The sequence below is a fragment of the Streptomyces hoynatensis genome, assembly GCF_003626535.1.
Classification (GTDB): domain Bacteria; phylum Actinomycetota; class Actinomycetes; order Streptomycetales; family Streptomycetaceae; genus Streptomyces; species Streptomyces hoynatensis.
Map to the genome: position 1 here is coordinate 304,278 of NZ_RBAL01000001.1, position 12,701 is coordinate 316,978.

Consider the following 12,701-nt stretch of genomic DNA (forward strand, 5'->3'; position numbering starts at 1 on the left):
CGCGCGGCCGTGGGGCGGGCGATCACGGCCTCCCGCCCCACGGCCCCTCCGCCCGTGCCGGCGCGCTCCCCGCCCCGCAACCCGGCGGACGCCGGCCGCCCCAGGCGGCTCTCACGTCGCGTTCACACCGATCTGATAACGGGAAGAGCGCATGGGTAGACGCCTGTTCTACGCGCGTTACGATCGCCGCAACGGCGCCGTAAGGGGCGCTTTCGACGGACCGCCAATGGAAGGGATCGCCCTCTTGCGCCGCGTATCCAGGCTTCTTGCCACCGTGGCCATTTCGGCCACTCTCGCACTGACCGCCGCCTGTGGCGAGAGCTCCACCGAATCGAACGACAACGACAACGGCTCCGGGAACAACGAGCAGCCCGGCGTCGGCATCGCCTTCGACGTCGGCGGCCGCGACGACCACTCGTTCAACGAGTCCGCCGCCCGCGGCGGCGACCGGGCCGAGGAGGAGCTGGGCGTCCACATCGACTACCAGACCGCCCGCAACGGCGAGGCGGACGCGGACCGCGTGCAGCGCCTGACCGCCATGGCCCAGGCCGGATACAACCCGGTCATCGGCGTCGGCTACCTCTACGGCAGCGCCATCGAGCAGGTCGCGCAGGACTTCCCCGACACCACCTTCGGCGTGGTGGACTCCGCCCCCGAGGGCGACAACGTGTACGGCATGACCTTCGCCGAGCACGAGGGCTCCTACCTTGCGGGCGTGGCGGCGGCCCTGAAGACCGAGAGCGGCCAGGTCGGCTTCATCGGCGGCGTCCAGACCCCCCTGATCCAGAAGTTCGAGGCCGGGTACGTGCAGGGCGTGCACGACACCAACCCCGACATCGACGTGGACGTCCGCTACCTCTACACGGACGACGACCGCGGCTTCAGCGACCCGGCCCGCGCGGCCGAGCAGGCCGACGCGATGCTCGGCGACGGCGTCGACGTGATCTACACCGCGGCCGGCTCCTCCGGGCAGGGCGCCATCGAGACGGTCGCCGGCGTGGACGGCGCCTGGGCGATCGGCGTGGACTCCGACCAATACCAGCAGCCGGGCCTCGCGGAGTACCAGGACCACATCCTCACCTCGATGGTGAAGGGCGTGGACGTGGCGGTGTACGACCTCATCGAGGCCGTCCAGAACGGCGAGGCCCCGCACGGCGCCCACGAGTACACCCTGGCCGAGGACGGCGTCTCGCTGGCCACCTCCGGCGGCTTCATCGACGACATCGCCGACCGGATCGACGAGGCGTCGCAGCGCATCGTCAACGGCGACATCGAGGTGCAGGACACCCCGTAGCGGCCCCGGCCCCCTCCGACTCGCCGGGCCGCCAATGCCATGGGGCTTGGCGGCCCGGCGACCCGGGCCCGGCCGCCCCCGGGCCCGTCTCCGGCCCGCCTGCTCCCGGCTTCCCCCCGTCCCCTCGTCACCACGACGCGATACCGTCGGGCCGGGACCGGCGGTCCCCGCGCCGCCCGTTCCGTATCCTGCCCGGCCCGCAGGCCAAGGAGAGTGCGTCATCCCACCCCAAGACCTCCGCAGCAGCCCGGCCGAGTCCGGCGGCGCACCGGCCGTCGAACTGCGGGGCATCACCAAGCGCTTCCCCGGCGTCGTCGCCAACCGCGACGTCGACATCACCGTCCGGCGCGGCACGATCCACGCCCTGGTCGGCGAGAACGGCGCGGGCAAGTCGACCCTGATGAAGATCCTCTACGGCATGCAGCGGCCGGACGAGGGCACCATCGAGATCGACGGCGAGCGGGTCGCCCTCCGCGGCCCCGCCGACGCCATCGGCCGTGGCATCGGCATGGTGCACCAGCACTTCATGCTCGCCGACAACCTCACGGTGCTGGAGAACGTCGTGCTCGGCGCCGAGCGGCTGCACGGCATCGGCGCCCGCGCCCGCCGCCGCGTCCTGGAGATCTCCGACACCTACGGCCTCGGCGTCAGGCCCGACGTGCTGGTGGAGGAGATCGGCGTCGCCGACCGCCAGCGGGTCGAGATCCTCAAGGTCCTCTACCGCGGGGCCAGGACGCTGATCCTCGACGAGCCGACCGCCGTGCTGGTCCCGCAGGAGGTGGAGGCCCTCTTCGGCAACCTGCGGGAGCTGACCGCCGAGGGCCTGACGGTCCTGTTCATCTCGCACAAGCTGGGCGAGGTCCTCTCGGTCGCCGACGACATCACGGTCATCCGCCGCGGCACCACCGTGGCCACCGTCGAGCCCTCGGCCACCACCCCGCGGCAGCTCGCGGAGCTGATGGTGGGCAGCGAGCTGCCGACCCCGGAGACCCGCGAGTCCACCGTGACCGACGAGCCCGTGCTGACCGTCTCGGGGCTGCGGCTGACCGGCCTGGACTCCGGCGGGGTGCGCCGCGAGCTGCTGGCCGACATCGACTTCACCATCCACCGCGGCGAGGTGCTCGGCATAGCCGGCGTGGAGGGCAACGGGCAGGCCGAACTCGTGGAGGCCATCATGGGCATCCGCGACCCCGACGGCGGCCGCATCACGCTCGACGGCACGGACGTCTCCCACGCCTCCACCCGCCGCCGCCGCGAGGGCGGCATCGGCTACATCCCCGAGGACCGGCACCGGCACGGCCTGCTGCTCGAAGCCCCGCTGTGGGAGAACCGGATGCTCGGCCACGTGACCGAGCGGCCCAACAGCAGCGGCGGGCTGCTGACCGCGCGGGACGCCCGCGCCGACACCCGGCGCATCGTCGCCGAGTACGACGTCCGCACCCCCGGCATCGAGGTGACCGCGGGCTCGCTCTCCGGCGGCAACCAGCAGAAGCTGATCGTCGGCCGCGAGATGAGCCACCGCCCCAAGGTGCTGATCGCGGCGCACCCGACCCGCGGCGTGGACGTCGGCGCCCAGGCGCAGATCTGGGACCAGATCCGGCAGGCCAGGCACGAGGGTCTCGCGGTGCTGCTGATCTCCGCCGACCTCGACGAGCTGATCGGCCTCTCCGACAGCCTGCGCGTGATGTACCGGGGCCGGCTGGTCGCCGACGCCGACCCGGCGCGCATCACCCCGGAGGAGCTGGGCAGCGCGATGACCGGCGCGGCCAGCGGCCACCTCGAACACCACGCCCCGGACGAGGGGCCCAGGGCCCCGGCGGCCGCCGAGGGGCACGAGGGGCAGGAAGGCGAGGAAGCGCGGTGACCACCCTGCTCAAGCGCGTCGACCGGGAGAAGCTGGTGCTCGCGCTCGCGGCCCCGCTGCTCGCGGTGGTGACCGCCCTGGCGATCACCTCCGCGGTCATGGGCCTCACGGGCGACAACCCGTTCCGCGCCTACCAGGTGATGGTGGACTTCGGCTCCAAGAGCGACAGCCAGGTCTGGATCATCAACAAGGCCATCCCGTACTACCTCTCCGCCGTCGCGGTGGCCGTCGGCTTCCGGATGAACCTGTTCAACATCGGCGTGGACGGCCAGTACCGGGTGGCGGCCTTCTTCGCCGCGGTCGTCGGCGGGGCGCTGACCCTGCCCGGCTTCGTGCAGATCCCGGTGATCATCCTCGTCGCGATGGCCTGCGGCGCGATCTGGTCGGGCATCGCGGGCTACCTCAAGGCCACCCGCGGCGTCAGCGAGGTCATCACGACCATCATGCTGAACTTCATCGCCGGCTCCCTGATCTCCTACTTCCTCCAGGAGGGCAGGCTCGCCGAGCGGGACGAGAACATCATCCACACCCCGGACATCCCCGACTCCAGCCACTTCTTCGAGTTCTCCACCCAGGTGCAGCCCATCCACGGCACCGTGGTGATCGCCGTCCTCGCGGGAATCGCCTACTGGTTCCTGCTCGGCCGCACCCGCTTCGGCTTCGACCTGCGGGCCGTCGGCCGCTCCCAGCCCGCCGCGGAGGCCAGCGGCGTCAGCGTGACCCGCACCGTGATCACCGCGATGCTGCTCTCCGGGGCCGTCGCGGGCCTGGTCGGCATGCCGACGCTGCTGAACGAGTCGGGCAACTACGGCAACGACTTCCCCGAGGGCATCGGCTTCACCGGCATCGCCATCGCCCTCCTCGGCCGCAACCACGCGGTGGGCATGGGGCTGGCCGCCCTCCTGTGGGGCTTCCTCGAACGCACCGGCACCCAGCTGGAGTTCGAGGGTTACCCGCAGGAGATCGTGGGCGTGATGCAGGGCATCATCGTGCTCTCCGTCGTCGTCGCCTACGAACTCGTCCGCCGCTGGGGCCTCAGGCGCCAGCAGCGCCTGGTCGGCGAGGAACTCGCCGCCAGGGCGGCCGGGACAGGCCCCCGCAGCACTGACGACCAGGACCCGGCGGAGGTGTCCGCGTGACCACGAATCTCTCCTCCAGGCCCCCGGCGGACCGCGCGAGCGCGGCCCCCGCCGCGGAGGGGGGCGCGTCCGCCGCGCCCGCCCCGCGCCGCCTCGGCTACCCGGGGGTGCTGCTGCTCCTGGCCGGGGCCCTGGTGCTGCTCTCCCTGGTCAGGTCCGTCACCGACGAGGGCAGCCTCACCGCCACCGGGCAGTGGAGCGCGGCCATCACCTTCGCCGTCCCGATCGGCCTGGCCGGCCTCGCGGGGCTGTGGGCCGAGCGCTCCGGCGTGGTCAACATCGGCCTTGAGGGCATGATGATGCTCGGCCTGTTCGGGGCGGGCTGGGCCGGCTGGCAGTGGGGCCCCTGGGCCGCGGTGTTCGCCGGGATCGTGGGCGGCGCGCTGGGCGGCCTGGTGCACGCGGTGGCCACCGTGTCCTTCGGCGTGGACCACATCGTCTCCGGCGTGGCGATCAACATCCTCGCCCAGGGCGTCGTGCAGTTCCTGGCCAAGCAGTGGTTCGGCCAGGAGGGCAGCGCGGCCGCCGCGGCGGGCGGCAACGACAAGCAGTCGCCCTCGATGGACCGGATGGAGCCGTTCACCGTGCCGGGGCTCGCCGACTGGCTCGGCGACCTGGCGGACAAGCACTGGTTCCTGGTCTCCGACCTGGCCGGCATCCTCGGCGCCGCGGTGCACGAGGTGTCCTGGCTGACGCTGCTGGCCGTGGTCCTGTTCCTCGGCAGTCACCTGGTGCTCTGGCGCACCTCCTTCGGGCTGCGGCTGCGGTCCTGCGGCGAGAACCCGCAGGCCGCCGAGTCGCTCGGGGTGAACGTCTACCTGTACAAGTACGCCGCGCTCGCCGTCTCCGGCGCCCTCGCGGGCCTGGGCGGCGCGTACCTGGCGGTGCTGATCAGGATGTACCAGGACGGGCAGACCGGCGGGCGCGGCTACCTCGGCCTGGCCACGATGATCTTCGGGAACTGGCGTCCCGGCGGCATCGCGGCGGGCGCGGGCCTGTTCGGCTTCATGGACGCGCTCCAGACCCGCGGCGGCGGCGCGGTGGTGCACGCCACCCTGCTGCTGTTCGGCCTCGGCCTCGCCGGGCTCGCCGTCTGGCAGTTCACGCGCGGCCGGCGCCTGCAGGCCGGGGTGAACGCCGGCCTCGCGGTGCTGCTGTGGCTCTGGTTCGCCACCACGGACGAGATGCCGCTCGAACTCGTCACCGCCAGCCCCTACCTGACGACCCTGCTGGTGCTCACGCTGTTCTCGCAGCGGCTGCGGGCGCCGCGGGCCGCGGGCCGCCCGTATCGCAGAGGCCAGGCCACGTGAGCGAGACGGCGCCCGGGGCCGCGGGCACACCCGGGCGGAAGGAGCCGCCCGAGACACCAGGAAGGCGGGAGATGCCCGACACGACGCCAGGCAGGTCCGCGGGGACGGAGAATCCTGCCGTGGATTCCGCGGACGACACCCCCCAGACCCCCGGGGCCGCCCCCGCCGGCGAGGCGGACTGGGCGGCCCTGCGGGCGGCGGCCAGGGACGCCATGTCCCGGGCCTACGCCCCCTACTCCGGCTACCCGGTGGGCGCCGCCGCGCTCGTCTCGGACGGCCGCACCGTGACCGGCTGCAACGTCGAGAACGCCTCCTACGGGCTCGGCCTGTGCGCCGAGTGCGGGCTGATCTCCGCGCTGCACGCCTCGGGCGGCGGCCGGCTGACCCACTTCACCTGCTGCAACGGCGAGGGCGAGATCATCACGCCCTGCGGGCGCTGCCGCCAGCTGCTCATGGAGCACGGCGGTCCCGAACTGCGCATGGACACGCCCCAGGGCGTGCGCCCGCTCGCGGAGCTGCTCCCGCATGCCTGGCACCTGGAGCGGTACTGATCGCCGCGTGTTCCCCTCGTGCCTCCCGGCGTCCCGCACGCCTTCCGGCGAGCGCCTTCCCCGGCCCCCGCACGCCCCCCGGCGCGCGCGTTGCCCCGCTTCCCCCGCTTCCCCCGAGAGTTTCCCTGTGAGTCATCCATGAGCCACGCCGGCAGCTTCGACGCCATCACCGTCATCCGCGCCAAGCGCGACGGCCACGCCCTCGCCAAGGACCAGATCGACTGGGTCCTGGACGCCTACGTGCGCGGCGAGGTCGCCGAGGAGCAGATGGCCGCGCTGGCCATGGCCATACTCCTCAACGGCATGGACCGGCGGGAGATCGCGGACTGGACGGCCGCGATGATCGCCTCGGGCGAGCGGATGGACTTCTCCTCGTTGCCCCTGCCCACCACGGACAAGCACTCCACGGGCGGCGTCGGGGACAAGATCACCCTGCCCCTGGCGCCGCTGGTCGCCGCCTGCGGCGCGGCCGTCCCCCAGCTGTCGGGCCGGGGCCTGGGGCACAGCGGCGGCACCCTCGACAAGCTGGAGTCCATCCCCGGCTGGCGGGCCCGGCTCTCGGCCGGGGAGATGCTCGGCGTGCTGCGCGAGGCGGGCGCCGTGATCTGCGCCGCGGGGGAGGGGCTCGCCCCCGCCGACCGCAAGCTGTACGCGCTGCGGGACGTGACGGGCACCGTGGAGTCGATCCCGCTGATCGCCTCCTCGATCATGTCGAAGAAGATCGCCGAGGGCACCGGCGCCCTGGTGCTCGACGTCAAGGTCGGCTCCGGCGCCTTCATGAAGACCTACGAGGACGCCCGCGAGCTGGCCGGGACGATGGTGGGCCTGGGCACCGACCACGGGGTGCGCACGGTGGCCCTGCTCACCGAGATGTCCGTCCCGCTCGGGCTGACGGCGGGCAACGCCCTTGAGGTCCGCGAGTCCGTCGAGGTGCTGGCCGGCGGGGGACCGGCCGACGTCGTGGAGCTGACCCTGGCCCTGGCCCGGGAGATGCTGGACGCCGCCGGGCTGCCGGACGCCGACCCGGCCGCGGCGCTCGCGGACGGCTCGGCCATGGACCGCTGGCGGCGGATGATCCGCGCCCAGGGCGGCGACCCGGACGCCCCGCTGCCCACGGCGCGCGAGCGGCACACCGTCCCGGCCCCGGCCTCGGGCGTGTTGACCGCGCTGGACGCCTACGCGGTGGGCGTGGCGGCCTGGCGGCTCGGCGCGGGCCGGGCCCGCAAGGAGGACCCGGTGCAGGCGGCGGCCGGCGTCGAACTGCACGCCAAGCCGGGGGACCGGGTCGCCGCGGGCGCCCCCCTGCTGACCCTGCACACCGACACCCCGGAGCGGTTCGAGGCGGCGCTCGCCGCGCTCGGCACGGAGGGGGCGATCGCGGTCGCCCCCGAGGGGTCGGCCGAGGCGGCCGCCTGGGCGGGGCCGCGCCCCACGGTGCTGGGCCGGATCGCCTGAGGACCGGGGGCCGCGGGCCGCGGTGACGCGCCCCGGCCCCGCCCCGGGCAGCGCCCCGGCCCCGCCCCCGGTGGAGTTCCGGGTGAGGTTCCGGCGAGCCGGGTCACTCGCCGCCCTGAATGTCGGATTGTTTACCGCGACCGTGACCGGCGCACCGCCGATGCCTAGTACCCTGAAGAACGGTTTCGGCGGAACGAGACGGCGGGAGGTGGTGCTGCGATGCGCAGTGAGCCTCCCAGTCATCCACCGCGCCGCGCCAGACCGCCCAGGTAGCCGAACGGCCCGGGCGGCAGGCGTGTGCGCGCACACCGGATGCCCGTGACCGTCTCCGTTCCCTGGGGGTTCCCTCGTCATGACCCACCTGCCTGCGCTGCTTGAGGAGCACGACCTCGCCGGCGCCCTGGAGTGGCTGGAGACGCAGCCGCCGTACACCATCGCGGACGAGATCGCGCGCATGGACGCCGTGGAGTCCGTCATCACCTTCCGGCTGCTGGACAAGGACCGGGCGCTTGAGGTCTTCGAGGAGCTTGAGCCCGTCGACCAGCAGCAGATCCTGGAGGGCCTGCGCGACCAGGCGTTCCGGGACCTGGTGGAGAACATGGACCCGGACGACCGGGCCCGCATGCTCAAGGAGGCGCCGGCCAAGGTCGCCAAGCGGGTGCTGGCCGGACTGAGCGCCAGGGAACGGCAGATGACCGCCGCCCTGCTCGGCTACCCCGAGGGCTCGGTCGGCCGGTACATGACGCCCGAGACGGTCGCGCTCCAGCAGGATCTGACGGTCGGCCAGGCCCTGGAGGTGGTCCGCCGCCGCGGCGGCCAGGCCGAGACGATCTACACCCTCCCGGTGGTGGACCACGGCCGGCGGCTGACCGGGATCGTGGAGCTGCGGGAGCTGGTCCTCAGCGAGCCCGGCGCGATGGTCTCCGACCTGGTGGTGACCGCCCCGCCGATGGCGAAGGCGACCGAGCGGGCGGAGGACGCGGCCCGCCTGATGCGCGAGACCAACGTCCTCGACCTGCCGGTCGTCGACAGCGAGGACCGCCTCGTCGGCCTGCTGACCAGCGACGACGCCTTCGAGGTCATCGAGGCCGCCGACACCGAGGACGTGGCGAGGCAGGCCGGCTCCGAGCCGCTGGAGCGGCACTACATGTCGGCGAGCGTCTTCCAGCTCTCGCGGACCAGGATGATGTGGCTGCTGCTGCTGATGGTGGCGGCCACCCTGACCGTCACCGTCACCCAGGTGTTCGAGAGCGAGCTGGACGCGGTCACCGAACTCGCCCTCTTCGTGCCGCTGCTCATCGGGACCGGCGGCAACGCCGGGGCGCAGGCGGCGACCGCCGCGGTCCGCGCGCTCGCCGTCGGCGAGGTGCGCACCTCCGACCTGCTGCGGGTGATCTGGCGCGAGTGCCGCACCGGGCTGCTGCTCGGCGCCATGCTCGCCGTGGTCGGCTTCGCCGTCGGCTCCCTGTTCGTCGGCGCCGACGTGGCGGCCGTGGTCGCGCTCACCCTCGTCGTCATCTGCGGCTGGGCCTCGACGGTGGGCGGCACGATGCCGCTGCTCGCCAAGCGGCTGCGGATCGACCCGGCCGTGGTCTCGGCCCCGATGGTGACGACCCTGGTCGACGCCACGGGCCTGGTCATCTACTTCAGCACCGCCAAGGCCGTCCTCGGGATCTGAGCCGCCCCGGCGCCGGGCGGCCGGGGCCGTGGGGCGCACAGGGGGGAGAAAATCGGGCCGGGGGCGGGGAGAATACTGCCCGTGGACGCAACGGAGACGCCTGAGATCACTCGGACGCCGCCGTCCGCGCGGCAGCGCACGGTGGCTCCCGGGCCCGGCCTGCTGCACGCGCTCGGCCTGACCGCGCTCCTGGTGTCCGAGTGGGCCCGCCGGCACGCGCGTTCCGCCGGCGAGTCGGAGCTCGCCCTCGACCCCTACCTCCGGGAGGTGGCCCGCACCTCGGCCGACCTCGCGGACGCCGGCTTCTACCGGTTCGTCGCCGACCTGTTCGACACCCTGTGCCTGGGCCAGCCGCGCCTGGGGCTGTGGGCGGCGGTGTACGTGGCGATCGTGGTCCGGCTCAACCGGCGCGGCCCGCACCGGCTGCAGAACGTGCTCTCGCGCCTCGCGGCCACCTACTGCCTGCTGGGCTACCTCACGCTGCTGCCGGTGCTGATCCCGCTCGACGCCGGCTTCTTCCTGCTGCCTGGCATCTGTGCCGCCGCGGTGTGGCTGGTCACGAGGTGACCTCGCGGGCGACGGTCGTGCACAGCAGGGTCTCGGCGGTGCCGGTGGTCTCCGCGGCTCCCGTGGCCCCGGTGCTTCCCGTGCTCCCCGTCGTTCCCGTCGTTTCCGCGCTGTCGGTGGGCTCGGTGGCTCCGCCGTCCGCGGCGGCTCCGGGAGTTCCGGCGGTGCCGGCGCCCTCGGGGTCCCCGGGGCCTTCCGGGCCTTCCGTCGGGCCGGCGCCCGCGGTGCTCCCCGGGCCCTGGGCGTCCCCGCTGCCGCCGTCGGTCCCCTCGGACCCGTCCGTCCCCCCGCTTCCTTCGTCGTCGGTGTTCTCAACGTCCTCGGTGTCCTCGGCGTTTTCGACGAACCAGTACCAGTACGAGGTCGTGTCCTGCGGCCCCCGGGCGCACAGCGGCCCGCTCATCTCCTCCGGGGCGTCGTAGACGCCGGTGATGCGCAGCACCCGGTTGTATCCCTCGGGCACCTCCCCGGCCTCGCAGTCCGCGACCGTCAGCAGGCCGGCCTGCATCTCCGGCTCGTCCTCGCCGTCGGAGCCGCGGGTCTCGTCGGCCAGCAGGCAGGAGCCCACCTCGAACCTGCGGGTCAGGCACAGCGCGACGGTGTGCACGCCCCGGGCGTAGCCCCAGAAGCTCTGCCCCGCTCCCTGCGGGCAGTCGGCCGCCTGCATCTCGACCGCCGACACCTTCACATAGGCGTCGGCCTCTCCACAGTCCACCCGGCGGGGCCGGTGCGCGCTCCACGCGCCGGTGCCGGTGTCGTAGACGGCCAGGCAGTCGCCGGCACTCACCGCCTCGAAGGCCTGGCCCGTGGCGTCGGGGGGTGGGTCCGGGGTGGGCGAGGCGCCGGAAGGGAGGGAATCCGCACTGGTCGCCGCGTCGCCGGCGGGCAGCGCCGCGGGGATCATCGCCTCGCCCGCGCGCTCGAAGACGTTCGGCGCGATCACTCCGGCGAAGGCGGCGAGGGCGGCCACCAGCAGCCAGACGCCGACTCGTCCCTCCTTCTCCACGGTGCCTGACTACCCCCCAAGCGCCCTTCGGTACACCCGGCTTGACGCACCCACGCACGTGCGTGCCCGAAACGTGCAGGAAGGCCGCACACGGTGAAGGCGCAGGGCACAGCGTAATCGCTTTCCCCCAAGGGGGGCCACCGTTGTCCGGGGGGTGGAAGCCGTGGCACGCGCGAAGGCCCGGCCGCCCCGAAGGGCGCCGGGCCTTCCCGATCTCGTAGCGGGGACAGGATTTGAACCTGCGACCTCTGGGTTATGAGCCCAGCGAGCTACCGAGCTGCTCCACCCCGCGTCGACACGTCGAACTCTACGTCACCCGCGCCGCTTCTGCCCAATCGGTTTTCCCGCCCGCGCCTGCCACGGCCGGCGACGGGTCACGAGACGCGGGTCGTGGGGTGCGGGTCGTGGGGTGCGGGTCATAAGGATGGGGCGGGGCGGGGGGCCCGGCGGGTCACCGGCGGCCCGCGGCCCGGCGGAGCAGGCTGACAGGCGGAAGAGGCGAGCCGAGCCGGAAGGAAGCAGCCATGTCCGAAGCCCCGCCCCCTTCGCCTCCGCCGCACCCGCCGTACCCGGCGGCCGGGCCCACGGCCCGCCGGGCGGCCCGCCCCGCGGCGGGGGCGGGCGCGTGAGGGCGGCCTGGTACGAGCGGCAGGGCCCGGCCGGGCGGGTGCTGACCGTGGGGGAGTTGCCCGATCCGGTGCCGGTGGCGGGGGAGGTACGGGTGCGCCTGGCGGCGGCCGGCGTCAACGCGGCGGATGTGGACCGCCGTTCGGGCCGGGACGGCCGCCCGATGCGGGAACCCCTGGTGGTGCCCGGGCAGGACGGGGCCGGGGTGGTCGACCTGGTGGGCCCCGGCGTGCCGAAGGCGCGGCTCGGGGAGCGGGTGTGGGTCTACTTCGCCGCGCGCGGCAAGGCGTTCGGCACCTCGGCCGAGTACGTGGTGGTGCCCGCCGCGCAGGCGGTGCCGCTGCCCGAGGCCGCCTCCTTCGAGACCGGCGCCGCGCTCGGGCTGCCCGCGCTGGCCGCGCACCACGCCCTGTTCTGCGCCGGTCAGGTCCGGGGGCGCGCGGTGCTGGTCCCGGGCGGGGGGCGGGCGGCGGGGCGTTGCGCGGTCGAACTGGCCGCGCGCGCCGGGGCCCTGGTCCTGGCGACCGCGGCGGGCGAGGAGGAACGGCGGGCCGCGCGGCGCTCGGGCGCGGACCACGTCCTGGAGGAGGGCGACGGCGAACCCGGGCGCCTGGCGCGTGCCGTGCTCGGCCTCGTGCCGGGAGGCGTGGACCTGGTGGTGGACGCCGCCCTCGGCGACCACCTGCCGTGGGCGGCGGCCGTTCTCGCCAGGCGCGGCACGCTCGTCGGCCACGGCCCGGGCAGCCTCCCGGAACCCGCCCTTCCGCTCGCGGAGTTGCGCGCCCGCCAGGCCACCCTCCGGCTGCTCGACGTGCTGGAGACGCCGCCCGGGGAACTGCGGGCGGCGGTGGCGCACCTCGGCCGGCTGCTGGCCGCAGGGGCGCTCGCGCAGCCCATCGCCGCCCGCCACCCGCTCGCGGCGGCCGCCGCCGCCCACGAGGAGGTGGAACGCGGCGCCGGCCTCGGCGCGGTGCTGCTCCTGCCACGGGCCGGGGCAACGGACGAGGGGGAGGGCGGCGGTTCGGGCGGGGCGCCCGGCGCCGGGCCGGGCGCCGGGGCAGGCGAGGGGCCCAAGGCGTGGAACCGGCCGCCGGAGGCCGGACGGGAGCCGGGCCCCCGGCCCTGACCCGCGGCGGCCTCGCCCCGGGTCCCGGCGCTCCGGCTTCCCGGCCGCAGGGCGGGGCGGGGCAGCGGCGCGGGCGGGGTGCGG

At 74.4% G+C, this 12,701-nt stretch carries 10 protein-coding genes and 1 tRNA gene; 9 read left to right on the forward strand and 2 right to left on the reverse strand.

The features are described from left to right. Positions 1-244: 244 nt before the first annotated feature. The 8 genes from D7294_RS01355 (at position 245) to D7294_RS01390 (ending at position 9,858) form a co-directional block, all read left to right on the forward strand. Positions 245-1,294 carry a BMP family lipoprotein gene (locus D7294_RS01355; RefSeq protein WP_120675232.1) on the forward strand — a complete coding sequence of 350 codons (1,050 nt, stop codon included), beginning with the start codon at positions 245-247 and terminating at the stop codon, positions 1,292-1,294. A 220-nt stretch (positions 1,295-1,514) separates the two neighbouring features. Then, positions 1,515-3,158, forward strand: coding sequence for an ABC transporter ATP-binding protein (locus D7294_RS01360; protein WP_120675234.1), 1,644 nt, complete (start codon positions 1,515-1,517; stop codon positions 3,156-3,158). Then, positions 3,155-4,297 carry an ABC transporter permease gene (locus D7294_RS01365; RefSeq protein WP_120674516.1) on the forward strand — a complete coding sequence of 381 codons (1,143 nt, stop codon included), beginning with the start codon at positions 3,155-3,157 and terminating at the stop codon, positions 4,295-4,297. Before D7294_RS01360 ends, D7294_RS01365 begins: the two co-directional genes overlap by 4 nt. Continuing rightward, positions 4,294-5,607 carry an ABC transporter permease gene (locus D7294_RS01370; protein WP_120674518.1) on the forward strand — a complete coding sequence of 438 codons (1,314 nt, stop codon included), beginning with the start codon at positions 4,294-4,296 and terminating at the stop codon, positions 5,605-5,607. The genes D7294_RS01365 and D7294_RS01370 overlap by 4 nt, the downstream gene beginning before the upstream one ends. Before the next feature lie 71 nt (positions 5,608-5,678). After that, a complete protein-coding gene (locus D7294_RS01375; RefSeq protein ID WP_120674520.1) occupies positions 5,679-6,158 on the forward strand; it encodes a cytidine deaminase in 480 nt (159 codons plus the stop codon). Positions 6,159-6,296: 138 nt separating this feature from the next. Then, a complete protein-coding gene (locus tag D7294_RS01380; protein ID WP_120674522.1) occupies positions 6,297-7,613 on the forward strand; it encodes a thymidine phosphorylase in 1,317 nt (438 codons plus the stop codon). Positions 7,614-7,965: 352 nt separating this feature from the next. Continuing rightward, complete coding sequence (gene mgtE / locus D7294_RS01385; protein ID WP_120674524.1) at positions 7,966-9,291, forward strand: magnesium transporter; 1,326 nt, start codon at positions 7,966-7,968, stop codon at positions 9,289-9,291. 81 nt (positions 9,292-9,372) lie between these two features. After that, positions 9,373-9,858, forward strand: coding sequence for a hypothetical protein (locus tag D7294_RS01390; protein WP_147450750.1), 486 nt, complete (start codon positions 9,373-9,375; stop codon positions 9,856-9,858). On the opposite strand, the gene D7294_RS01395 is transcribed toward D7294_RS01390, so the two are convergent. Together D7294_RS01395 and D7294_RS01400 are read right to left on the reverse strand one after the other, a co-directional pair. Next, positions 9,848-10,864, reverse strand: a complete 1,017-nt coding sequence (locus tag D7294_RS01395; RefSeq protein WP_120674528.1) for an LppU/SCO3897 family protein — start codon at positions 10,862-10,864, stop codon at positions 9,848-9,850. The two genes, D7294_RS01390 and D7294_RS01395, sit on opposite strands and share 11 nt — an antisense overlap. Positions 10,865-11,082: 218 nt before the next feature. Beyond that, a tRNA-Met gene (locus D7294_RS01400) sits at positions 11,083-11,156 on the reverse strand. Between the two features lie 333 nt (positions 11,157-11,489). Here D7294_RS01400 and D7294_RS01405 point away from each other — a divergent pair. Beyond that, on the forward strand, positions 11,490-12,617 hold the full coding sequence (locus tag D7294_RS01405; RefSeq protein ID WP_158674544.1) for an alcohol dehydrogenase catalytic domain-containing protein: 1,128 nt from the start codon (positions 11,490-11,492) through the stop codon (positions 12,615-12,617). The last annotated feature ends 84 nt before the right edge of the window (positions 12,618-12,701 follow it).

Coding starts and splice junctions, on each gene's coding strand:
- D7294_RS01375 (WP_120674520.1), top strand. CDS start 5,679: ATGCCCGACACGACGCCAGGCAGGTCCGCGGGGACGGAGAATCCTGCC.
- D7294_RS01380 (WP_120674522.1), top strand. CDS start 6,297: ATGAGCCACGCCGGCAGCTTCGACGCCATCACCGTCATCCGCGCCAAG.
- mgtE (WP_120674524.1), top strand. CDS start 7,966: ATGACCCACCTGCCTGCGCTGCTTGAGGAGCACGACCTCGCCGGCGCC.